Genomic DNA, 22,455 nt, shown 5'->3' with positions numbered 1-22,455 from the left:
CATAAACGATGCTTACGCGAAATGCTGTAATAGTTTTTCAGCATCGGCATTATATCTCTCGATCCATTCCTGAAGTTTGATATCAGCGCACACCCATCCTGTTGATTCTTCCTTAACGAATACAAAATGGTGAGATTTGCCGGCTGCCCGGACATGGCGGTGACTGAATAAAGATTTTTCATTGCCAACTGAAACGATAATGACATCTTCATCGAAATCAGCAGGGCGTGGCAGGACAACCCGCGCCTCTAAAAAAGATTTTTGTAATGAAGTAAGCATTTTAAGATAAATATAGGTGTTGTTTATCCGTTACTTAAAAACAATATCGGCAAATATAATAATCTGCCCGGATCTTGATTAGTGAAAAAAAGTTATTTTTATTTTCACTATATGATTGCCGCTTAAGCGAGACTTACTAATAAACTGCCCTCAAAAACATAAAATCCAATAAACTGGTAATGATTGCATTATGATAGCGAACAAAAGAAAGGGATTTTCGCATAATTTTTTAAATGAATGTATTCAATGAATGACCCTTATTTGGATTCACTTAAATATTTAGTATTGATTAAAGGCAACACGCTGCTAAGTGTCTCCCATGAAGCCAAACAACTTTCAGAATTGATAACAAGGCAAACCAACCACCAAATCGCAGAAGTAACGATCCTGCGTCTTTATGGTTTCATGACGCAAAAATTTCCACCTTCAGCATTCACCAAAAATACATTGGCGCAGTTCTGCGGTTTTGAAAACTATGTTGCATTTTGTGAGGAACAAGAAAGCAGGTTAGAATAACTCCATTCATAGATTAATCTTAAGCCATCTTAAATAACGCATCTATAACACAGCGACAAACTGTGAAACACGTCTCGTGTTTCCAAACTTTTTGCTGATTGTAGCGACGATAAGCCGATTCGTCCCCCCAAAAACCTACTGAATGATATTATTCATCAGGCCGATATTAACTTTTACGTCTACAGTAAAACGACATTATTAGTTGGTCAAAGAAAACTTTTTAAATTATCAATGCCGGCTTCTTCTACTCCCCGACATATTAGACGAAGCACGACATTCCTTGGACTCTCGTTGAGGCTTTTTCTCAGGAAAGTGAAGTTTCATTGTCAGGTGAATTACTATTCCTTCTTTTGTAGTATATCGCAGCACTGCACATCAATATTAATATGATTAATCCCGATTCGACAGCCAGATGACCGGTCGGGATAAAAAGCGAAGTTCCTGATAACATAACCATAGCGTCAGGTAACAATAGGCCGGCGAGAGGAAAACATAAGAACATTCTAAGTATTAATAATTTTTCCATAAATACATCGGTTTAGTATGACTATGCAAAATTAATAAACATTTTCTTAATAATCAGGCAATTCTGACAATTATCTGAACAGTTAGAACATTTACTACGGTATTAGAAATCGCCCCCTATTACCAAGCCAGATCATCATCGTTTTTGCGAAACAATATGAGTACAGCCGCAAAAAGCAGCAGCGTTAATAATGTTTTTGTGATCATGTTTCTCCCCTCAAGTTTTTTTGTCTGAATATTTCCAAAGCCACCCGTTCTGCATTTACCCCTAATTCGTCCAGCCTGCAACATTTACTGCGAATTTTTTCAGGCAGGGTGTCAACGGTTTCAATGAGGTCCACATGAAAATGGCAGAGATCATCCATTTCCGGGTTTCCATCCAGACTGTCAAACAAAGCATAAGCTAACTCCCGATCAACTCCCAAGTCGAATTCACCAAAAGGCTCATAGCTTCCCGGTGTTTTAAGGCTGATCAATAAGTAAAATGATGATTCCATGGTAAATAAGTTAGGCCCCAAACCGGGGCCGTATCATTAGCATCAATACTAGTTACTTGATCTCGATCTGGCGACGAACAATTTTTGCTTCCTCGCGCTTCGCAATATCAATTTTCAGCACGCCGTCCGTATAAGACGCCTCGATGCTTTCCGCATTCGCGCTTTCGGGCAGGGTAAACGAGCGAACCCAGGAATTGTAGCTGTACTCACGCTTGCTGTAATTCTTCGCAGCATCATTGTGTTCGATTCTTCGTTCCACAGCCACGTTTAGCACATTACGGTCAAGGTTCAACTTGAACTCTTCCTTCTTCAAACCGGGCGCAGCCAGCTCTACGTGATAGTGATCTTCAGTTTCACTAATATTAGCAGCAGGCACGCGGGTGGTCAGTCGGTCATTAAAGAATGTGTCATTGAAAACGGAATCAAATACGTCATTAAGGCCGGGAATTAATGAGTTGCTGTTTTTTGCGGGATTAAATTTAACCAAAGTCATAGGTCTTTCCTCCTTAGTAGATTAATGATTTGAAACTTATGATGTTAATTAAACTGATTGGAAACAATCAAGTACTGTGCCATGAGCTTTAATGAGAATATTTACTGAAAAAAGTTCAGTTTTTATGAAAAATTTGCAGTGTGAAATCTCATTTTTTTGGAATTGTATACTTCGATATAAAACTCATCAGGTCGGTCACATTAGTGCTGCCCGCAGTTAGTATAGCGCCGCTGAGTGCTTTTTGAATCGCGAACCACTAACAATTTGCAGAAAAAAAGTCATAAAGGATCAATAGTAGATCGGTGCAGCAGTAATAATATTTTAATTACTTCTGCCACCTTAGCCAGGCGATAATGAATAAATGTAATCATAACATTGCCGCCCAATAGGTATTAGTCACCGAATAGTACAGATGATCCCACTGCACAAGGGTTATTAAATGATATTGGGGCAATTCATGACTATCCATAAAAACGTCCAGAAAGTGGATGGAGAATTTTCCCGTAACCCTGCACAATATAGGGGCAGTGGCAACCGGATATATTTTGTAGCTGAATCCTTTTCCCTATGCGTTAGTTATGCGTGGACCCATTTACAAAATTTTTTTATCAAAAGTTGCCTGCTTCAAACTACCCTGTTATAATACATCAATCAGAGATGTTTTTAAGCTGCTTCCAGCAACGCTTTTACCCTTCCAAGTAAATGATCGAGATCAAATGGTTTAGGTATAAAGTCATTAGCCCCAGCGTTCATAGCGATTGCCTTGCCATCCCCGCTTGCAGATATGACCATAACCGGAAGATTTTTTGTAGTAGGGTCTTTTCTTAGATTACGCAGTACCTGGTCGCCGGACAGTACCGGCATCCATAAGTCAAGTACCACAAGATCGGGATTTTCACTACCGACAAGGTTGGCGACGTTAAGACTGTTAAGCTCAGGGATCACTTCATAGCCTTCTTCTTTTAACACTAATTCGACAAGGTCTAATATCCCCTCATCGTCATCACAGATCAATATCTTAGCGGCCATTATCACCTCCATTTTTACTGGGATAATTAGAAGTCAGCGGTAAGGTAAAGCTAAAAGTCGATCCTTTGCCGGGTTCACTTTCTACCCATAGTGTACCATTGTGGTTGCTGACAATCGAAGCACAGATGAAAAGCCCGATACCCATCCCGGGAAATTTTTGCTGGACGTCTCTCACGCGATAGAACCGGTCAAATACTTTAGCCTGTTCATCTTTAGCAATGCCAACACCGTGGTCGGTCACCGCGACTTTGATAAAGCCGCTCAGCACGGAAAGATGTACTCCAATTTTCTTATGATCCGGGGAATATTTAATTGCATTGCTCAGCAAGTTAGTCACCACCTGGGTGATGTGAGATTCATCACCATTAAACTGGACACCTGTCTGGCCGGTTATGATGATCTCGTGGGTCCCGCTGCCATGTTGGATGCTTGCCACGGTTTCATTAATCATACGATCAAAATCAAATGGCGCTTTGTGCAACTCGATCATGCCGGACTGAATGCGCGAAACATCCAGCAGTTCCCCGATCAGGTTGTTAAGGCGTTCGACATATAAGCTCGTTTTACCAACCGATTCCCGAAGCTTTTCATCGTCATAGTTTTTAATGAGACGGTTAATGATTTGCACATAGCCCTTGATTGTTGTCAACGGGGTTTTAAGTTCATGACTGGCAATGGACAGGAAATCATCTTTGCGCTGCTCGATGGCCCGACGGTCGGTAATATCTTCGATGGCGATCAGAATGCGGTCCTTGTACTGTCCCTCCAGTTCGATGCGGTGTGCATTAAGCAGCATGAGCTTTTTACCAATATGCGGAAAATCATGCGCAACCTCAAAATCTGTTACCGGGTTATTGGTCGGCAAAATCTGCTCCAGCAACTCTTGTAATTCAGGTATATTCCACTGTCCGTTACCCAGGTCGTAGAGTTTTTTGCCTTCAGTTTCCTCACGGGTGACTTTAAATGTATTGATGAAATGATCGTTGACACTCAATACTTTCAGATCAGGAGAAAGCACGATCAGGCTCTCCCGAACGGTCTGCACGATGCTGGCCAGATATTCCTCATTTTCGCGGAGGTCTTTGGTACGTTCCTGGATTCGCTGTTCCATTTTCGCATGGTTGGACTTCACCTCATCTTCGGCTTTTTTGCGGCGTGAAACGTCGTTTTGAACACCGATGAAGTAATTAACCTGGTTGTCCCCGTCTTTGATCGGTGACATATATAGTTCATTCCAAAAAAGCGTTCCATCCTTTTTATAATTTCGGATGTCTACTACAGCATTGGTACCGTTATCAATCGCATCACGGAGAGTATGCCGGGCAGTCTGATCGCGGTCGTCCTTTTGCAAGAAACGACAATTGTGGCCAATGATCTCAGAACGATGGTAACCGGTGATGTCTTCGAACGCCTTATTGCAATAAATTATAGGGTTGTCGGGTTGCCTGTTATCGGTGATTATAATGCCGGACAGGGAAGCATCCAGCGCCTTTGTCAATAATTCAAAATCTTGTTTTGAGGTGTTGTTTGAAAAACTAAATTCCCCATTATATAAACTATCCAATGTATAAATAAGCTATGTAGTTTTACTTGTCATTCTTTATTTTCCTGCATGCTGGAGGCAATAATTATTCCAAACCGCCTTACAGGTAAAAGGCTGTCCATCGCAGCCAATGAACTATACACATGGCTTTAAAACATCCTTTTTTTGATACACTTTTCCGAAGAATATTTATCGTTTTAACAGCCATTTAGCAGCCGTTTCCTTATCATCAAAAAAAGCAACTTGTACGGTGTCATATTCGGAAGGCAGGCTCTTGCCTGCCGCGATCCGGCTAAAAGTGCTGGGTGAGTATATCCAGGCGAATTTCTTCAGGCCGGCTTTGGCCATCGCCGGGAACCAGACTTCTGCACCCCAGTCTGACGCTTCCGACCAGTTACCTTTCACGGAAGTGTTATCATTTAATACCAGCGAGCATTGATTCTTTTTCATCAGATCAAGGAGTGTCTCGCAGCCTTTAACTACGGAATCATAGTTCTGGTATCCCTTCCAGTCCACATCCATATATTGGCCATCAGGCTGGTAATGGATGGTGATAAAACTACCTTCATAGTAGCTTTGCAGGTCTGTCGAGATGTCTGAAAACTCCTGCTGCCCGTTTAATGGCAGTAAAAAGAAAAAAGTTGAACCTTTGTCTAACGTGCTTTCGATCCAGAAACTGCCGCCATGACGCTTAACAATCTCCGAGGCGATAAATAGGCCCAGGCCAAGGCCTTGAAATCTCGCTGATGAATTATCGACACGGTAGAACCGATCAAACAGGCCTTTAAGGTGTTCTTCAGGGATACCTATCCCGAAGTCCTCTACCGAAACGATGAGGTTTTTATTTTCCTGCGCACAGCGTACGATAACCTGATCTGCATCTGGCGAATATTTGATCGCATTGCCGATCAAATTGACCATTACCTGTTCAATGCGGTGCTGATCACCACTATAAATAACCTGACAATCCGTATCCAGAATAATCTGGTGGGTATTTGTCGTATGCTGTATACTTTCAACAACTTCGCGCAACATGAGTTTAAAATCAAATTGTTCCTTGTGATAGACCATTTTCCCGGCATTGATGCGGGATACATCAAGCAGGTCTTCGATCAACCGGCCAAGCCGGTCCAGTTGCCGTTGCGCCTTGCCGATCAGCGGCTGGATGCGTGGTTGCTGATTGATCTCCCGCTGCGTCAATTGAAAAAACGCCTTGATGGTTGTCAAAGGGGTTTTCAGCTCATGGCTGGCGATACTGATAAACTCGTCTTTTTTGAATTCATTGGTCTTTTGCTGATGAATATTGGTATTGGTACCCACCCATAATACGATGCGGTCTTCTTCGATCAGGGGCAGCGCGCGTGACAAATGCCAGTAGTAGTTTCCATCAGCGAAACGTAAACGGAATTCAGTCAGGTATTCACGGCCATTATGAAGCGAGCGGGTCCATCTTTCCAGGGCACCAGGCAGGTCGTCCGGGTGAACGTAATTTCGCCAGCCGTTGCCTACAATGGTCTCATTGGAATCTTCCCCAAAGTCTTCACAAACAACATCATTAACATAATCGAGCGCGCCATCAGGTTTGGCAGTCCAAACCTGTTGTGGTACAGCATTCAGCAAAAATCGAAACCTTTCTTCGCTTTGCTTCAATCCGGTAATCGTCTGCTCTAATAAACGCTGCGTTTCGCTCAGTTCCTCATTGGTCGTTACCAGTTCCTCGTTAGTGGCCGCCACCTCCTCGGTCAGCGACTGTTGTTCACTGTAGCTTTCCTGAAGCAGCTGACGCGATTTTACCATTTCGGTAATGTCAGCTGCCGTAACGATGATACCGTTGACCCTCCCGTCAGGATCCTTGATCGGGTCATAATAGAAACTGATGTATTTTGTCAACTTTCCTGCATCACTTTCCACATAAAATATTTCCTCTTCCTGCCCATAAGCTTCACCGGTTTGATAGACATGCGCCAATAGCTCCGGAAAAGGTTGATCGATCAATTCCGGCAAAATATCCATTAGTTTTTGTCCGGTAATGTTTTCGAGATCTTTATACCAGAAATCTGCCAAAGGGCGGTTGGCGATCTCCACTATATATTCGGGGCCGCGCAGGATCATTAACGGATAGTGGGAATTCATCACCAGGTCCCGGAGATCGGATTCAACCTTCTCGGAATGCTTCCGTGCGCGAACCAGTTCAGTAACGTCGTAAGCAAATACCATAATGCCATCCGTAACGCCTGAGGCGTCTGTACGGGGCTGATAGGTAAAATTAAAATAACGGTCTGCCAATTTGCCGTCCGGATCGGTCAGCGGTACTAAAAGTTCATTTCCGTGATAGGCCTCTCCGTTATTATAAACTTTGCGGATAATGTCGCCAATTGGCTGATGTTCAATTTCCGGCAAGGCCTCAAATATTGGACGCCCGAGTAATTCCCTTTCCGGTAAGAATTCCTGGTACGGGCCATTAACCAGTTCGAAAATGAGCTGCGGGCCGGACAAAATGCAAATACCGGCGGGCGCTTTCATAAAAAAACGGTGTAACTTATCTCGTTCAAGACTCAGTTCCGCGGTGCGCTTATGCACACGTTCCTCCAGTGCGGCATTCAGCTGGTAAAGATTTTCCTGAGTGGAGTTTAATTCTTCATTGGTGGCGGCGAGTTCTTCATTTGCGGCGGCGAGTTCTTCATTCAGCGTTTGTTGATTCTGGAATTCCTGGCTAAGTTCGTAAGCCAGCGCGTTGTTCAGGATCGTTCCGATGTGAAAGGCTGTACTTTCGATGAATAAAGAATAATCCTTGTCAAGTCGCTTTCGTGCAGAAATCCCGCAGACGAACTGCCCCTGCATTTCGGCATCCCCGTGGGCTATTGGTGCAGCATAAGCTTCTACAAGGGCTTCAGGCCAAAAAAGGCTGATATCATCTGGATAAATAAAATGAATATCCTGAAGGTGACCATCGGAAACAAGTGCCAAACGATTGGCATCCCAGCCAGCGGCGGCCAGGATTGTAGTGTGGTCGTTGTTTCGAGTACCATAAATAGCAAAGCATGGAATGTCCGCCTGGCCCGTTTGCAAAATATCTTTGATAACTTGTAATGCTTCAGTTAATCGGCGTGCCTCGTTTTTCCGGTTCATCAGCGCGACAAGTAGCTGATTGCGGCGATCATTGATGACGCGGAAGCTGGTTTCCATCACGGCGTTAAAAACACCGCCAACGCTCCCATCTGCGGCTTTGATTGGCGAAAGTGTGTAATCAAAATAACATTCTTCTGTATAACCGTACCGATGCATGTAAAGTGGGGCATCAGGGCGACGGTAAGATGCGCCCTCATGTAAAACCGATTCAAATTCATCTTTTAAGCCCGCCCATATCTCTGTCCAGACTTGCGCACCTGGTTTACCTAAAGCCCAGGGATGCTTTTGGCCGGGAATAGTGCTCCAGGGTTCATTGTAAATCAAACTGAAATCGGCACCCCAGTATATAGCAATTGGAAACCCGGAATTAAGCACAATGCTGACCGCTGAACGTAGACTTTCCGACCACGACTCAGGTTTACCCAAACTGGTAGCTGACCAGTCGGTCTGTTTAATTAAATCATGATGTTCGCCGCTCCCGGCTAAAAAAGCATATTCCTTGTTCACGGTTATTTGGGCTTTTAAATGTTTCCACTTATAACTTAAAAACCTCCGAATTGTTGAAATAAACGTGTAGTTATATAAATTAATAAGATTCGAATTACTTACAGAATATCTACTAACTGCCCGCTTACAAGGTCATTGCGATCATGCTTTTAAGTATATGGAATTTCAAAAAAGACTGTCGTACCCTTTCCTTCCAAGCTTTCCAGACTGATGTTTCCGCCCTGACGGGTGATCAATTGTTTACATAAATACAATCCAAGGCCAGTACCTGGCTTTTGGCCGCCCGCCTGATAATAAGGCGTGAATAATTGCGCTTGCTTACTTTGAGGTATACCAACGCCTGTATCCGTCACTTCTACCTTAAGCTGATAGCCCCAATCGTAACCGATGAGTTTTCCGTTAACCAATATTGATCCTGATTGTGTGTATTTGATCGCATTGCTTATTAAATTCAAAAGGACTTGTTTGAGGCGGAAGCTGTCTCCATGAACTGTTATTCCCTCATCACTGTTCATTTGCAATTTTAATTCCAGTTTTTTATTCTCAGCCATAAATCGCATGGCTTCTACTGCGTCACGCAATGCATTCTTAGGATTAAAGGGTTCATATTTGTTATCGTCCGCATATCCTCGCTCCATTTTAGTGGCATCCAAAACATTATTAATGGTTTCCAGGACCAGCCCCGAAGCCAATGTAATAGATCCAATCTTTTGTTCCTGCTGGTCAGTTAAGGGTGTTTTTTTGATTGTTGAAACAGCACCGTTGATCGCCATCAATTTATTCCGGATCTCATGGCTCATAATTGCTAAAATCTCCGATTTTTGGCCAGCTAATCTGATCGCACGCCCGTTTTCTATACGGATCCGCTTTTCAGCCCAGCCTGCCCGGCGAACGTAAGCGATAAGTAAAACGATAAAGATCAGTACAGCGATCAGTGCAATACCGGTGAACGTATTTAAATCGCGTGTTGCTGATGCATAAGCTTGTAAGGTTGCCTCCCTGCTGCGTTCATAGGCGATCTGATCAATATCTTGTAATTGGCCCGTAAGCTGCCGAAGCTCCGTCAATAGATTAAGATTAGCAGAGACGAGGGCTTGCCCGGATAATGCCATCCTGCCGTATTGCGACCCCAATTGGGCTAACAGGCTTTTGGCGGCGGCGTCAGATAGTCCAGCCCTTTCCTTTTGTTGCTGACGAACGGTAAGCACTTTGACTGAATGTGTAGCATGCAAGGCATCCTTCAGCCTGCGTAGCAAGCTATTTTTAGTCGTTTCTTTTTTAGTGGTAACTACCGTATCGGTTTTAATGCTTACAGAAGCAGGTCGCATAAACCTCATGCGATTGTGGATACGGTCAAAAGTCGTGACCCTAAGCAAAGAGTCAAAATGTTTTCGCAGACCGAATAATTGTGTTGACAGTTCCAGTTTTTGTTGCAGCTTTTGTTCCAACTGCCTGCGGCTTTCCGGGAGCGTAGTGTCTCCACCCTGCCTGTAATGATCAATAATCGCACTCATGCCATGGAAAATCGTATCAAGTCTCCGTTGGTAAATGATCAAGTCGGACGGGTTGCCATCAGTGGTCGCTTTCTGAAAGCTATTTTCAGCCACATCCAGGTCAACCAGCAACGCGCTGATGCTTTCTTTATAAGAAGGGCTTTTCAATTGCGCGCCCAGTTTATCAAGTTTGACGGTTATCGTGTGCCTTAAAACAAAAGATCCTGTTGTTACCAAAAAGGTAAACAACAGGAATATGATCAAGATACGGTTAACGATATGCGAGAAATTGTCGGCCTTTGTTGTCATAAGGGTAATGTACGGTAAACAACATTTTTCGCGGTAAAGTTTTAGGAATCACCGCGCTGTAGTTTGGCTATCTTCTCGTTCGTTTTATCGATATCCTTATTTAGATCTCTAATCTTGTCCTGGTCTTTCCTGACCTTGTTGGCGGCATCTTCGGCATCTCCGGTTTCTCTTGCCGCTTTTTTTGCGGCCTTTGCCGCTTTGCGGTTATCGCCGGCGTCACCACCCAATGCAGAATTTGCAGCCCGCTTACTTTTCTCCTGTGCTGCTGTAGAGCTATTAGCTGCTTCTTCGGCGGCTGATTGCTCACCAGGAAGCCTGTTTTGTACCTTCGTCAGCTCGGTTTGCAGGTCAGTTAGCTTTTCCTGAAGTTTTCGCAGCTGGTTATTTATTTTAACTGTATCCCGTTTAGTAGAGTCGCTCTTTGACTCGGCTTTGGCCGCAATCCCTAAACTAAGCATCAGGGCAATCATAATAATCTTTTTCATGGTCGTAGATTTAAATTTTATTCAAATCAACGCTGTTGGAAAAAAACCGCCAAGCCGGTTCGACGAAAACTAAGAGTCAGCCGACGAAAATACACTATTGTCCGTCACAGCCATTCACGGAATGCGGCAGTAAATGCTTCGCGATATTGCTCCGTAACCGGAATAATAGTTTTTCCGAACCTTATCGTCAGGTTTTGGATATGATCGATCTTATCAAGGTTAACGATAAATGATCGATGGACGCGCATAAAGCGATGGCCTGCAAGGCGATCTTCCAATGCTTTCAGCGTAGACAAGGCTACGATCATTTTTTCACCTGTAAAAACTTTCACATAATCTTTGAAACTTTCAAGATAGGTGATCTCATGAATATTGACCTTTAACAGGTCCCTTTCGACTTTTAAAAACAGAAAGTCGTTTGGCGATGAAGGTTTAGTATTCAGCGCCTGTCCACGTGCTTTCGCTGCAGCCCGGTAAAAATCTTCGTACGAAAACGGCTTTACCAAATAGTCTATCGCATCTACCTTATAACCGTCAACCGCATATTCACGCGACCCGCTGATCAAAATCACCCGTGGCCCGGCATTTCCGGGCATGTTTTTCAAGGTGCCTGCAAAGGTCACCCCATCTATGCCCGGTAAATTGATATCTAATATCAGTAAATGGATGCCGCCGGTTTCCAGCATATTTAAAGCAGCCGGGGCATTGTCGTAACTGCCCGCCAGGCGAAGGAAAGGAGTTTGTTCTACCATTTCACATACGTAGGCATTCACTTCGGGATCATCGTCGATCACCAGGCAATTAAGCATTTGTTCCATAAAGCTAAGATACAATCGTTCCGCATCCATTCCAACTACGCTGGAGGCGGTTGGTGAGGAGCCCGCCGAAGCAAAGTTACTTTCCGTCTGATCAAATGGGCATTTCGTCGAACCGACTCCAAGGTTTGGGTTTCCATTCGTTGTTTTGGGCAGATAAAATTCTACAACTATGAAAATGAAACTTAAACATGTAGCGATAGCCGCGGCAATAATATGCGGCCCGGCTACAGTCTTCGCACAGAACAACGCGACGGACACCATGCGCTTTGACAGGAAGGCCTTCCGTACCTGGTCCCTTGGGCTCAATGGTGGCATCCTGACGCATTACACGCCTTTCAATAACAGCAACAATGGCGATTTTAAAAAGACACAGGCAGACTGGGGCTATGGCGCTTACATCAAAAAACAAATTTTACCGAGTTTTGGCCTGCAGGCCGATTTCCTGATGGGTCACGTAAAAGGCGCATATGCAAATTCGCTCGCGTCCTCGTCACAAGCACAGGACGCCAGCCGTTTCGATACCCGTATCGAATGGTCAGGTTCAGTTAGCGCTAATTTCACCATTGCAAACATGAGCCTGAATCACCAGCGGTCGTTATTATCGCCTTACCTGACAGCCGGTGCGGGTTATATGTCTTACAATGCTATAGCTTACAACACGCCAAACAGTGACAATATCGGCTATCGGCGTAACTGGTTTGTTCCCGTTGGTGCCGGTTTTAAGATTGGTGTTTCTAAGGCAGTCAATATCGATTTGGGGTATACCGTAGGATTTATGAAGACGAACCGTTTTGATGGCGTGGCTGGTAGTTTAAACGATCGCTATTCTTATGCCCATGCAGGTATAGAGATCGCTTTTGGAAAAAAGAAAGCTTCCCAATTACAAAACTACAGCCCGATAGCGGCGCTGCGTGAAGCCAATGCAGCAGAAAGTGCAGAACTGCGTAACCGTCTTGCAGTAGCAGAAGCAAAACGCCAGGCAGACCAGCAGCAATATGCAATGGACATGGCCGATGATGACCATGACGGTGTTGCCAATAAATTTGATAAATGCCCCGGCACCGTGCTGAACGACAGCACGCAGGTTGATGGCGCAGGTTGCCCGATTAAACGCGTCGTACCGGTATTCCAGCAAAAAGTAATTGTTACAGAAGAAGACCGCAAAGTGGTTGATGAAGCAATCCGCAACCTGGAATTCGACCTGGGCAAAGCGAGTATTCGTGCACATTCATTTGCGACCTTAAATAAGGTTGCTGCCTTATTGGTTGAAAAGAACTTCAGTCTGAAACTGGCAGGCCACACCGATAACACAGGGTCTGCTGATTTGAATATGCGTCTTTCGAAAAACCGCGCGGAAGCAGTTAAAGCTTACCTGGTTGCGCAAGGAGCTAATGCATCACGGATTGAAGCGACGGGTTATGGCCAGACACAGCCTATAGCAAGTAACAAAACAGCTGCCGGCCGCCAGCAAAACCGCAGGGTTGAATTCACCTTATTTTAAATCAAAATCAAGCAAAATGAAAAAAATATTCTTGTTAATGTTACTTGCCGCGGTAGCGCAAGTGACTATCGTTAACGCCCAGATCCAGCAGGGAAATGTGATGGTGGGCGGCAGTTTGTCCAATATCAGCCTTGGACTGGATAACTCCAAAATATTCAGTCTTGACCTGACGCCAAAGGCGGCCTGGTTTGTAAAAGACAATGTCGCATTGGGCGGGTATGTCAACCTTGGGATACAAACAGCAAAAGCTTCGGCTACTACGGTAACCTACGGAATCGGCGGACTCGGACGCTATTATACGGGGGCAGACATGGAAGTAGTTAAACACGGGCGTTTTTTTGGAGAAGGAACAGTCGGTCTTGGCGGGATCAATGTCAGCGATGGCGGGGGCCACACCAATGGATTGGACTTTAGTTTCGGACCGGGCTTTGCCTATTTTGTTACGCCAAATATTGGCTTAGAGACAATGGTCAAATACCAGGGTGTTGGAGGCTTTGGCAACGCGGGCTACCAAAGTAGTCTTGGTTTATCATTTGGTTTCCAGGTCTATCTCCCCGGAAAGCGCACTCTTAACAAGGTCAAACGTGACGTGAAATAAAAAAAGGCCCCGCTGGGGCCTTTTTTTATTTAGGATCCTTAACGGGCACCCCCTCGAACTTCTATTTAACTCATTCACCAGCAAAAACATACAGGACCTTATTATTCAAAAATTATTTAAATAGGATCTACCGCGCAAGTACTTAGATCAAGTTGGCCGTGATTTATTAGAAATTCCGTTATAATTAATCCATGCTTTTCCGCACCCATTTGACGAATGACTTGTGTTGATGAAATCACATTTCAAACATAAAGCTCGGGTAGATAGCATGATTAAAGTATAACAGAATTCGATGGATTCCTTTCCGGAACAAATTGCTCAACGGCTTCAGAATATCCAATTTGCTCTTTGTTCAATACTATCCTTTTTGTTTCCCACATAAGTCATCCGGCAATTATATTTCAATCTATGATTCCATGACAGGCCTAGTCAACGATTTCATCCATTACAGGGCGTATTATTCTATGGGAGAACCCGGTATCACGGCATATCCATAGGGCTGCCAGGTCTTTAATCCTGGATTTTACAAATGTTTTTCCGCTCCTGGTCAGGCATAACCAGCTTAATGTACCTATAGTCATGGCACTTGCGACAAGTGCAGCCAATAACAGGGTTTGATCTTGCTTTCCGGGTGATGTTTTCATAAGCGATCGTTAGGTGAAACGCGTTTTAAAATATAGGAGAGCGCTGCGGCGAACAGAACATAACTCGCGAAAATAAAATAGCCGGGTTGCAGCGAGGTGCCGTTGGAGGTGATGACATTCAGGGATCCGCTGTGAATATTTAAACCTGACAGCTGACTTTTCAGGATGCCGTTCAAGCCGATATAGGTCATCAGCATGCCGACGATCATAACATCGGACATATCCCATTTGCCCAGTTCGAAGGTTAGGTAGCGGACGATGTTGTTACGGCCGAGGCGGTTGGGGTTGAGTACGTATAAGCCTTTGGCAATCAGGCGCAACAATGGGAGTACCAGGATGAACAACAGGATGAGTGCGCCTACGACGATGGCGTCGGGCTTTGATTGGCTGATCAGGGTTTCGACAATCCCCAAAATGCTTTTGCTCTGGTAAAAAAGCACCTGGTTTTTAAACTCCACTTTTCCGTTCAGCAGCTCCAGGTCTAGCGACTGGATACGGGCGTCCACTTCGATAACGGGTAGCAGGCTGCCGGTGGCCAGCATGACAAATGCAAACAACAGGCCGAAAAGGAACAGCGGGGTTTGTAGGTGTATTTTTTTTCGTAATGTAAACCACCATAAGAGTGCGGCCAACACGCAGCCCAGCATGATGCATACATAGGTAATAAGTTGTTTTTTAAGCACATTGAGGCTTTGGGCGATGCGCTGGTTAAAAGCTATCGGATCGGACACCTTGTATTTTTTATAAACGTATTTGGTGACGGCGTAGTTGGCTACGCTCACGCTGTCATAGATCTGGCTGGTCAGCTGGTTGACTTTGCTGCCAGCGATGTTTTTGAGGCGTTTTTCACTTTGAGGGCTGCTTATTTTGGCTACGATGGTTTTGGCAAAGGGCCTGACCTGGGCTTGTAATTCGGCGGAATCAACTAGGGTATTGAAAGCCAGTTTTTTCAACTTGCCGCCCAGGCCTTTCTGAGGTTGGTTGATCTCGGCTACGGTTTTGCTAACGAGGCCGTGCATCTCCTTTTCGACCATTACAAGCAGGTCTTTTTGCTGCGTTTTGGTAATATGATAATCCTGGATCTGGTTGCTCAGCACATCGGTGATGCGGTTCCGCCACTGATCGATGGAAAATAAACCGAAAGTAACGCTGTTGGATAAAGCATAGTCTTCCTTGACCTGTTCTCGTTCGCCGGATGTAGCTGCCAGTTTATAGCCGGAATAAACCGCTCCGGCAAGCAATACGCTGAGTCCGGCAAGCACGATGATATTTAAAACGGTGTACTTCATTTAGTGGGCATCATCCGGGGTTATATATTTCAGGATGGTGGACAGGATCAGGCCGTACAACACAAAGCTGATAAAAACAATATAGCCGGGCTGCAAAGCGGTGTTGTTGGTGGCGATCAGCGTAAGGTCCTGGCCGCGAATATTGAGCATGGCGAGCTGCTTGTCCAGGAGGCCATTCAGGCCGATATAGGTCATCAGAACGGCGATCACAATTACATCGGCCATGCTCCATTTGCCTGACCGAAAAGCGAAATACTTGATGATCCGGTTCTCGGCGAGTTTCTTTTTGCTCAGCAGATGGATGCCGGTGGAGGTCAGCTTCATCACCGGGAAAAGGATACTGAAGCAAAGGATCAGGACACCTACGGCGATCGAATCAATGGCGGGTTGTTTCACCAGTACTTCCACTACGCCCAGAATGCTTTTACTTTCATAAAAAAGCACCTGGTCTCTAAAGGATACGTGCTCCCCCAGTAACATAAAATCCAGTGTTTTGATCCGGCAGTCGACCTCAATCATCGAAGCGCTCAGGCCCACGGCCAACAGGACAAAGGCGAACAATAGGGACAGGATAAATAAAGTGCCGTGCAGTTCGGTACGTTTGCGCAATATCCACCATAATGCCAGTACGGCGAGGATGCAGCCGAGCATTAAAAAGCAATAACGGTACATCGCTGTGCGGATCTCCTGTAATTGGCCGCCCAGTTTTTCATTTAATTCTGCTTTGGAATGCACGTGGTATTTACGATACATGCGCTCAAATAAGGCATGATTGGCGCGCAGGGTGCTATCCATGCTATCGGTATGCTGCAGCTGGGTGAATTTACCCATGGCCAGGTTGCTCAGTTTGTTTTTCTGATTGGGATTATCGGCTTTGGCGATGATCTTCTGCGCGAAATCAGGAACCTGCGCTTTGATCTTATCGGTCTTTACAAAAGTTTTTACGGCCAGCTTCCGGATCTTTCCGGCGAGACTTTGAGGTTTCTTTGCCACCATGGCCTCGGCTTTGCGGATCAGGGCGTAAAGCACTGACTCCACTTCAGCCTGTAATTCCTGTTTTTGCTTTAACGTAAGTTTGAAATGTTTAACCTGCCGGTTCACGATTCCGGCTACTTCTTCCCGCCACTGATCAACGGATAAAAGACCATAGGAAATATTATTGACGGTGGAATGGTCCTGCTTGATCATTTCCTGCCGGGCGGACAAATCGTGGAGTTGGTAACTGAAAAAACCTTCCAGGCCTAGCAGAACGGACAGGCCGAGGATCAAAAGCAGTTTCGGTAGATATCTATAATTGGCCAAGATACATTAAATGGTAAAAATGGTTTGCTCATCACAGGTTCAGACATTTTCTATATAATATCATGCCACGTCCCTTATGCCGTTTAATGTAGGAATCCCCTCCCCCCTTTTTGTACTTTTTCCCGGACAGGGTTTGATAAAAGCGGGCATCACATCCCATACACTCAGCTGTTTGAGACTTCAGTTCCATCAACTGTTTTATGATTTTTTACAAATGTTCTGTTCTGCATTGTTGTAAGAAAATTTAAATCATAAAAAATGCCATCAATTTTTGATGGCATTTACTTCACTTGGAGAAAATCGAACCATTTTCTCGACTAAATGAGGGTCCCCTGAAGTCACCATAGCTTTATTCTTCATCGCCTCAGGTTGGTGATCACCCCGGGATTATCGATAGCACCGAGCACTTCCTGGAAACTGACGATCCGCAGGAAATCCTTGGGTGGGATACCTACGTTCTTTTTGAAAATACGTTCGAGCGTTCGGTTACTGACACACATTTCATCTGCCAGTTCTTCAACGGTTACCTGCCCTCCGGATTCGTACATCCGTTTCCGGAGATAGATAAAATCATATTTACCGGCAACCTGCACCACCGCGTCAGTTGAGCGGTCTGTAAACCATTGGTTCAGCCTGTTGTCCATGTTTTCGGTTTGCCGCATCAGTGTGCGTAAATCTTCGTCTGGAAATTCAATAGTCGAATCAACCGCTGTTTCCATCGTTTGTGAGAACAGGGCATAAAAACCGCCCGGCCAGAAGCGGATGCCGGTCAGCGTACAACCAGGTTTGCTTTTGAGCACGCCGTAAGCGGTCATTGTCCCGCCCAGTATAGCTGTCCGGGATATAAAGGGATGGCCTGATGCGTTCCTTCCAGTGGGTAAAAATAAGCGATGGTGTCGCCTGCATTGCAAATGATATCAGAGCATCCATCGGCATAGATCCGCATGCCGGACGGGTCTACCGCTGCTTCTGTCTGAAGCACCCAATAGAAGGCAATATGCTTTTGCCTGTTTGTATCAGGTAGAAATTCAGATATACCCATACCGTAAAATTAGGGATTATTTGAGTTCTAAGATTGATATTTTGACATTTGTCCTTATATCGAAACGACTTGTGCCGCTAATTTCTCACTATACAGAACCATAAAGGCCTATGCCAAATAAAAATGAGGTATCCATGCCTGTAGAAAAACTAAGATGTTTGAAAAGTTCCAGTTTTACAACGGGTTGAATCGTCGTTTTTTCGTGCCTGATCAATAAAGCAACTGCAATAAAGGCGACGATAGCCAGTAGTACAATCCCATTGTTAGAATTAATATTAACCAGTTGTTCTTTTCTACTCGGGTTGACCATCCACTCATCCTGCAAAACAATACATTTGTTGACACGCCAGGCCATTTGCTTTCTCTGGGCGCTGAAACTAATATCTAACTGGTGATGGATGAACTCGTTTTTTACCTGGGTTACACTTACACGGATACCAAAGAGCACTTTAATGGCCAAATCGGTACGCAGCCATTAACACCTAAAAAATCAATTTAGCTTTGGTGCCACCTATGAGATCGAAGGCAGTTTCCGTTTTGGTGCCGAGAGTTTTTATACCCGGCCTCAATTGTTAAGCGATGGCACAAGGGGAAAAGGATATGCAACCTTTGGTTGATTGGTGCAAAAAATGTGGAAACATCTCGACATATTTATTAATGCGGAAAACCTGACCGATCAGCGTCATACCAAATGGGGGAGTATTTATACCGGAAGCATCACGAGCCCGGTTTTCAAAGACATTTATGCCCCATAGGATGGTGGAGTTATAAATGCTGGGATTAGAATTAAACTTTCGAATAAGTAAGCAGTTCATAGCCTATAAATAAGTGCCACGATCAAGCGTGGTACTTACTCATATAAATTTCATTAATCGTCATCTTCACCTTTAGCAACTTTTACAAAGCCGCCCCCAGAAGGCGATAAATAATTATTTTTTTAAAGCGCGATAAAAATTTTTGTTGTACCTGATAGATGTTTTTTCGATTAACCCCGTATCTACAAGTTTTTTAAGCCTATTGTTAAATGTGGTATTACTCATCTTATTGCCTTTTTCCCTGAAGCCAAGCCAAAGCGTTTCGGCATCCTTATCTTCATCAATACTGTTTATATATTCAAGTATGTGGTTGGTAAGCAGGTTGTATTCTTCCTGTTGTTTGGTGATGCGTGATTTAGAGGCCCTAAATTGTTTTTGATTACTCATCTTTTTTGTTTTTGCTCCTTCGAATCAGACCATTTAACCTACTAAATTAAAACCAAAATTTGAAGCAAATTTGAAGTGTGAAAACACCTCAAAAGAAAATAAACAACGCTCCATCCGTTTGCTAAAGGTGAAAAATTGTTAATTAAATCAATTGATTATCAATCATCGAAATATTGTTAAATTCCGTTGAATGGCTTCAATTTCATTTCAACTACAGAATGTTGACCTATAATTGCTTTTGATTAGTCGGTTAACCAGGGCAACAGCAAATGGTTTTATTAAAATAACAACGACTCCGATTTAATGACACTGGAGTTCTACCAACCCACCTGCTAATTACAGTATCAATTCGCGTTAACCGCTTACCTTTTAAGCTGTTTTATAAAAAATAAAAATATGAAGCTATTAACATTGATATTTTTCTATGCTCTGGCCAATCCTGTCACCTGGCTTGGAGATTTTGATAAAGCAAAAACGGAGGCGGCGGCCACCCATAAACTTATCGTAATTAATTTTTCCGGATCTGATTGGTGCGGGCCGTGTATCAGGCTGCGAAAGGAAATACTCGAAACAGATCAATTTGATGCCTTCGCATCAGATCACTTAGTATTGGTCCGCGCCGATTTTCCACGGCAGAAGAAAAACCAGCTCAGTAAAGAGCAGGTCAAACTCAATGAGGCGCTTGCTGAAAGATATAATCCTGATGGCAAATTTCCGTTTACGCTGCTTGTCGATGAAAATGGAAAAGTGTTAAAGAATTGGGATGGCTACCCCAACGAATCAACCGACCAGTTCATCGATCAGATCAAACCTTTCGTTCATGCAGGAAACTGAGCATGTAAGCGGGGCGCTAAGTGTGCACAGGCGGGTACTGAAATTAATGGGAAACCGTTTCGAGATCAGTGTTGTCAGCGATAATGCAGCATGGGCCGATAGCCGCATCGACCTGGCTATCGGGGAGATCGGCAGGATCGAGAAACTGCTGACTACCTTTAGCGATGACAGCCAAACCTCCCTGATCAATGAACAGGCTGGCATTAAACCTGTAAAAGTAGACCGGGAAGTTTACCTGCTGATCGAACGGTCACTTAAAATATCGGCGCTTACCCAGGGGGCTTTTGACATAACTTATGGTTCAATTGATAAAAGCCTCTGGAATTTTGATGTGAACATGAAAGTGTTACCCAGCAAAGAAAAAGCACTTCGATCTGTTGATCTCATTAACTACAAGAATGTGATCCTCGATCCTCAGGATGGTACCGTATTTCTGAGAAGGCAGGGTATGAGGATTGGCTTTGGCGGGATAGGCAAAGGTTACGCCGCCGACAGGGCCAAACTCATCTTGCAACAGCATGGGGTTAAAAGCGGCATTGTGAACGCGGCGGGGGACCTCATTACGTGGGGGCAGCAGCCTAACGGCAAACCCTGGACCATTGCTATCGCTGACCCTGACAAGCGGCTTAGCCCATTTTCAACGCTTAACATCAGCGACATGGCAATCGCTACATCCGGGAATTATGAAAAATACGCCATTATAAATGGTAAGAGATACTCGCACACCATCGACCCGAAAACCGGGCTGCCCGTATCAGGCATCAAAAGCGTAAGCGTAATTTGCCCGAATGCGGAATTTGCGGATGCCATGGCTACGCCGGTGACCGTGATGGGCGTCCGGGTAGGCCTGGACATGATCAACCAGATGCAACAGGTAGCCTGCGTGATTATAGATGACGACAACAGGCTTTATACTTCAAAAAACATCCATATCAAATAGTAACACATGAAAAAGAGAGCCCGGTTTACATGGCTATTATGCAGCCTCTTGACTGGCACAGCATTCAGTTCCTGCCAAACGGTTAAGGCCTACCAAAAAAACAAGCTCAACGATTCGGAAATGGAACTTTCGGCAAGAAAAGCCCAAAAATTCGAACAGAGCTTCCAGTTGTACCGCGAAGGCGGTTCTGGTGCCAATGGCGGTAAAAGCGGTGGTGGCTGCGGGTGTAACTGATATTTAAAAGGTCATAAATGAGAAAAATATATCTTGGCGTTTTAGCCTTATACCTCGGGATCCTGTCATCGCACGCGCAAATTGGAAAAACAGTCGTTAAAGACACCTCGAACTATGAATCGCGCCGGTTGAAGATCGATGAAATAAATTTCGTGTCTGCCTATTACCACCAGGACGGTAATAATTCGGCGGTCACCGGGGGCATTGGGACCGAAAAGCTGACAGACTTTGCCAACACTTTCGACCTTCAGTTATCGAAATACAGCGCAAGCGGAAAGAAACATACCTTCCTTTTTGAGCTCGGTATCGACCATTACACTTCAGCATCTTCGGATAAGATCGATCCCAATACCATATCTTCCGCTTCGATGTCTGATAACCGGATCTACCCTTCACTGAACTGGACGGTATCCAACGAAAAAACGGGCAATGCCTTTGGGATCACGGGGTCGTATTCCCATGAGTTCGACTACCAGTCCGTAGGTGGCGGTGTTAACCTTACCCGTGTTTCCAAAAACAAAAATACCCAGTTTGATTTTAAGGCCCAGGTATTTCTGGATAAATGGAAAGTGATCTTACCAGTTGAACTTCGGCCACCGGGGTATGGCTCCGGCTCTGACCGGGAAGACCATAGCCCGGTCGATCATAAGCCGCGGAACTCGTACAGCACCTCATTTTCTATTTCGCAGGTCATCGACACAAAGTTACAGGCATTGTTTATCGTCGAACCTTCCTGGCAACATGGTTTGCTGGCTACTAAATATCAACGCGATTACTTTACAGACGGCTCTGAACGCGTTGAGAACTTACCAGGCGACCGTTACAAATTACCGGTAGCCGTCCGCTTCAATTATTTCCCCGGTGACCATTTTATTATCCGCACCTTTTACCGTTACTACCTGGATAATTGGGGTATCAGGGCGCATACGGCAGAGATTGAAGTGCCCGTAAAGCTGACCGCATTCGTATCGGTAAGCCCTTTTTACAGGTATAACAATCAAACCGGCACCCGTTACTTTGCTCCTTATGGCCAGCATAATCCCGCAGATAATTATTATACCAGTGATTATGACCTTTCAACACTGCACAGTAATTTTATTGGGGCAAACCTCCGGCTCGCTCCTCCTAAAGGCGTATTCGGCTGGCAGCACTTAAATACACTTGAGTTACGATACGGTCACTACATGCGGTCAACCGGGTTAAACTCAAACATTATAACACTGGCAATGAAATTCAAATAGTAAAT

Annotated in this window: 22 protein-coding genes; 7 read left to right on the top strand and 15 right to left on the bottom strand. The window is 44.6% G+C overall.

Annotated elements, in window-relative coordinates; genetic code table 11:
• Positions 1 to 12: 12 nt before the first annotated feature.
• Positions 13 to 279 carry a hypothetical protein gene (locus tag HYN43_RS29415; protein ID WP_119407381.1) on the bottom strand — a complete coding sequence of 89 codons (267 nt, stop codon included), beginning with the start codon at positions 277 to 279 and terminating at the stop codon, positions 13 to 15.
• A 246-nt stretch (positions 280 to 525) separates the two neighbouring features.
• On the opposite strand from HYN43_RS29415, the gene HYN43_RS29410 reads away from it, so the two are divergent.
• Positions 526 to 795 (top strand): hypothetical protein, encoded by a 270-nt coding sequence (locus HYN43_RS29410; protein ID WP_119407380.1) that lies wholly within the window; start codon positions 526 to 528, stop codon positions 793 to 795.
• A 728-nt stretch (positions 796 to 1,523) separates the two neighbouring features.
• Here the strand turns inward: HYN43_RS29410 and HYN43_RS29405 are convergent.
• The 8 genes from HYN43_RS29405 to HYN43_RS29370 all read right to left on the bottom strand — a co-directional run bounded on the left by HYN43_RS29405 (position 1,524) and on the right by HYN43_RS29370 (position 11,623).
• Complete coding sequence (locus tag HYN43_RS29405) at positions 1,524 to 1,817, bottom strand: hypothetical protein (protein ID WP_119407379.1); 294 nt, start codon at positions 1,815 to 1,817, stop codon at positions 1,524 to 1,526.
• A gap of 52 nt (positions 1,818 to 1,869) precedes the next feature.
• Positions 1,870 to 2,310: an Hsp20/alpha crystallin family protein gene (locus tag HYN43_RS29400; RefSeq protein WP_119407378.1), complete on the bottom strand. Its 441-nt coding sequence runs from the start codon at positions 2,308 to 2,310 to the stop codon at positions 1,870 to 1,872.
• A gap of 663 nt (positions 2,311 to 2,973) precedes the next feature.
• The gene (locus HYN43_RS29395; protein WP_119409183.1) at positions 2,974 to 3,339 is read right to left on the bottom strand and encodes a response regulator transcription factor; all 366 of its coding nucleotides are present in this window, start codon (positions 3,337 to 3,339) and stop codon (positions 2,974 to 2,976) included.
• Positions 3,329 to 4,903, bottom strand: a complete 1,575-nt coding sequence (locus HYN43_RS29390; RefSeq protein ID WP_119407377.1) for a PAS domain-containing sensor histidine kinase — start codon at positions 4,901 to 4,903, stop codon at positions 3,329 to 3,331. Before HYN43_RS29390 ends, HYN43_RS29395 begins: the two co-directional genes overlap by 11 nt.
• Positions 4,904 to 5,071: 168 nt before the next feature.
• The gene (locus tag HYN43_RS29385) at positions 5,072 to 8,518 is read right to left on the bottom strand and encodes a PAS domain-containing protein (RefSeq protein ID WP_119407376.1); all 3,447 of its coding nucleotides are present in this window, start codon (positions 8,516 to 8,518) and stop codon (positions 5,072 to 5,074) included.
• 149 nt (positions 8,519 to 8,667) lie between these two features.
• Positions 8,668 to 10,320 carry a sensor histidine kinase gene (locus tag HYN43_RS29380; RefSeq protein WP_119407375.1) on the bottom strand — a complete coding sequence of 551 codons (1,653 nt, stop codon included), beginning with the start codon at positions 10,318 to 10,320 and terminating at the stop codon, positions 8,668 to 8,670.
• A 41-nt stretch (positions 10,321 to 10,361) separates the two neighbouring features.
• A complete protein-coding gene (locus HYN43_RS29375) occupies positions 10,362 to 10,805 on the bottom strand; it encodes a hypothetical protein (RefSeq protein ID WP_119407374.1) in 444 nt (147 codons plus the stop codon).
• A 104-nt stretch (positions 10,806 to 10,909) separates the two neighbouring features.
• On the bottom strand, positions 10,910 to 11,623 hold the full coding sequence (locus HYN43_RS29370; RefSeq protein ID WP_162996678.1) for a LytR/AlgR family response regulator transcription factor: 714 nt from the start codon (positions 11,621 to 11,623) through the stop codon (positions 10,910 to 10,912).
• 169 nt (positions 11,624 to 11,792) lie between these two features.
• Between HYN43_RS29370 and HYN43_RS29365 the strand changes: the two genes are divergently transcribed.
• Together HYN43_RS29365 and HYN43_RS29360 are read left to right on the top strand one after the other, a co-directional pair.
• Positions 11,793 to 13,124: an OmpA family protein gene (locus HYN43_RS29365; RefSeq protein ID WP_245447085.1), complete on the top strand. Its 1,332-nt coding sequence runs from the start codon at positions 11,793 to 11,795 to the stop codon at positions 13,122 to 13,124.
• Between the two features lie 16 nt (positions 13,125 to 13,140).
• Positions 13,141 to 13,722 carry a hypothetical protein gene (locus tag HYN43_RS29360; RefSeq protein ID WP_119407371.1) on the top strand — a complete coding sequence of 194 codons (582 nt, stop codon included), beginning with the start codon at positions 13,141 to 13,143 and terminating at the stop codon, positions 13,720 to 13,722.
• Positions 13,723 to 14,362: 640 nt separating this feature from the next.
• On the opposite strand, the gene HYN43_RS29350 is transcribed toward HYN43_RS29360, so the two are convergent.
• From HYN43_RS29350 to HYN43_RS29325, 6 genes are all read right to left on the bottom strand, one after another.
• A complete protein-coding gene (locus HYN43_RS29350) occupies positions 14,363 to 15,655 on the bottom strand; it encodes a paraquat-inducible protein A (protein ID WP_119407369.1) in 1,293 nt (430 codons plus the stop codon).
• On the bottom strand, positions 15,656 to 16,843 hold the full coding sequence (locus HYN43_RS29345; protein ID WP_245447083.1) for a paraquat-inducible protein A: 1,188 nt from the start codon (positions 16,841 to 16,843) through the stop codon (positions 15,656 to 15,658).
• Positions 16,844 to 17,313: 470 nt separating this feature from the next.
• The gene (locus HYN43_RS29340) at positions 17,314 to 17,772 is read right to left on the bottom strand and encodes a helix-turn-helix transcriptional regulator (RefSeq protein WP_119407368.1); all 459 of its coding nucleotides are present in this window, start codon (positions 17,770 to 17,772) and stop codon (positions 17,314 to 17,316) included.
• On the bottom strand, positions 17,769 to 17,999 hold the full coding sequence (locus tag HYN43_RS29335; protein ID WP_119407367.1) for a DUF6597 domain-containing transcriptional factor: 231 nt from the start codon (positions 17,997 to 17,999) through the stop codon (positions 17,769 to 17,771). The genes HYN43_RS29340 and HYN43_RS29335 overlap by 4 nt, the downstream gene beginning before the upstream one ends.
• 88 nt (positions 18,000 to 18,087) lie before the next feature.
• A complete protein-coding gene (locus HYN43_RS29330; protein WP_119407366.1) occupies positions 18,088 to 18,459 on the bottom strand; it encodes a hypothetical protein in 372 nt (123 codons plus the stop codon).
• Between the two features lie 469 nt (positions 18,460 to 18,928).
• Positions 18,929 to 19,201: a hypothetical protein gene (locus HYN43_RS29325; protein WP_119407365.1), complete on the bottom strand. Its 273-nt coding sequence runs from the start codon at positions 19,199 to 19,201 to the stop codon at positions 18,929 to 18,931.
• Positions 19,202 to 19,597: 396 nt separating this feature from the next.
• Between HYN43_RS29325 and HYN43_RS29320 the strand changes: the two genes are divergently transcribed.
• Genes HYN43_RS29320 through HYN43_RS29305 form a run of 4 tightly spaced genes read left to right on the top strand, consistent with a single transcriptional unit; the run spans position 19,598 to position 22,450 of the window.
• A complete protein-coding gene (locus tag HYN43_RS29320; protein ID WP_119407364.1) occupies positions 19,598 to 20,035 on the top strand; it encodes a thioredoxin family protein in 438 nt (145 codons plus the stop codon).
• A complete protein-coding gene (locus HYN43_RS29315) occupies positions 20,022 to 20,975 on the top strand; it encodes an FAD:protein FMN transferase (RefSeq protein ID WP_119407363.1) in 954 nt (317 codons plus the stop codon). The genes HYN43_RS29320 and HYN43_RS29315 overlap by 14 nt, the downstream gene beginning before the upstream one ends.
• 6 nt (positions 20,976 to 20,981) lie before the next feature.
• The gene (locus HYN43_RS29310; RefSeq protein WP_119407362.1) at positions 20,982 to 21,209 is read left to right on the top strand and encodes a DUF4266 domain-containing protein; all 228 of its coding nucleotides are present in this window, start codon (positions 20,982 to 20,984) and stop codon (positions 21,207 to 21,209) included.
• A gap of 17 nt (positions 21,210 to 21,226) precedes the next feature.
• Complete coding sequence (locus HYN43_RS29305) at positions 21,227 to 22,450, top strand: DUF3570 domain-containing protein (protein ID WP_119407361.1); 1,224 nt, start codon at positions 21,227 to 21,229, stop codon at positions 22,448 to 22,450.
• Positions 22,451 to 22,455 lie beyond the last annotated feature (5 nt).

Source organism: Mucilaginibacter celer, from assembly GCF_003576455.2.
Classification (GTDB): Bacteria; Bacteroidota; Bacteroidia; order Sphingobacteriales; family Sphingobacteriaceae; genus Mucilaginibacter; species Mucilaginibacter celer.
Note: the sequence above shows the minus strand (reverse complement) of the source record. Positions and strands in the feature narration are given on the sequence as shown.

Excerpts from the sequence above, each read along its gene's own strand:
- HYN43_RS29415 (WP_119407381.1), bottom strand. The coding sequence starts at position 279 with ATGCTTACTTCATTACAAAAATCTTTTTTAGAGGCGCGGGTTGTCCTG.
- HYN43_RS29410 (WP_119407380.1), top strand. The coding sequence starts at position 526 with ATGAATGACCCTTATTTGGATTCACTTAAATATTTAGTATTGATTAAA.
- HYN43_RS29405 (WP_119407379.1), bottom strand. The coding sequence starts at position 1,817 with ATGGAATCATCATTTTACTTATTGATCAGCCTTAAAACACCGGGAAGC.
- HYN43_RS29400 (WP_119407378.1), bottom strand. The coding sequence starts at position 2,310 with ATGACTTTGGTTAAATTTAATCCCGCAAAAAACAGCAACTCATTAATT.
- HYN43_RS29395 (WP_119409183.1), bottom strand. The coding sequence starts at position 3,339 with ATGGCCGCTAAGATATTGATCTGTGATGACGATGAGGGGATATTAGAC.
- HYN43_RS29380 (WP_119407375.1), bottom strand. The coding sequence starts at position 10,320 with ATGACAACAAAGGCCGACAATTTCTCGCATATCGTTAACCGTATCTTG.
- HYN43_RS29375 (WP_119407374.1), bottom strand. The coding sequence starts at position 10,805 with ATGAAAAAGATTATTATGATTGCCCTGATGCTTAGTTTAGGGATTGCG.
- HYN43_RS29370 (WP_162996678.1), bottom strand. The coding sequence starts at position 11,623 with ATGGAACAAATGCTTAATTGCCTGGTGATCGACGATGATCCCGAAGTG.
- HYN43_RS29365 (WP_245447085.1), top strand. The coding sequence starts at position 11,793 with ATGAAAATGAAACTTAAACATGTAGCGATAGCCGCGGCAATAATATGC.
- HYN43_RS29360 (WP_119407371.1), top strand. The coding sequence starts at position 13,141 with ATGAAAAAAATATTCTTGTTAATGTTACTTGCCGCGGTAGCGCAAGTG.
- HYN43_RS29350 (WP_119407369.1), bottom strand. The coding sequence starts at position 15,655 with ATGAAGTACACCGTTTTAAATATCATCGTGCTTGCCGGACTCAGCGTA.
- HYN43_RS29345 (WP_245447083.1), bottom strand. The coding sequence starts at position 16,843 with ATGATCAAGCAGGACCATTCCACCGTCAATAATATTTCCTATGGTCTT.
- HYN43_RS29340 (WP_119407368.1), bottom strand. The coding sequence starts at position 17,772 with ATGACCGCTTACGGCGTGCTCAAAAGCAAACCTGGTTGTACGCTGACC.
- HYN43_RS29335 (WP_119407367.1), bottom strand. The coding sequence starts at position 17,999 with ATGGGTATATCTGAATTTCTACCTGATACAAACAGGCAAAAGCATATT.
- HYN43_RS29325 (WP_119407365.1), bottom strand. The coding sequence starts at position 19,201 with ATGAGTAATCAAAAACAATTTAGGGCCTCTAAATCACGCATCACCAAA.
- HYN43_RS29320 (WP_119407364.1), top strand. The coding sequence starts at position 19,598 with ATGAAGCTATTAACATTGATATTTTTCTATGCTCTGGCCAATCCTGTC.
- HYN43_RS29315 (WP_119407363.1), top strand. The coding sequence starts at position 20,022 with ATGCAGGAAACTGAGCATGTAAGCGGGGCGCTAAGTGTGCACAGGCGG.
- HYN43_RS29310 (WP_119407362.1), top strand. The coding sequence starts at position 20,982 with ATGAAAAAGAGAGCCCGGTTTACATGGCTATTATGCAGCCTCTTGACT.
- HYN43_RS29305 (WP_119407361.1), top strand. The coding sequence starts at position 21,227 with ATGAGAAAAATATATCTTGGCGTTTTAGCCTTATACCTCGGGATCCTG.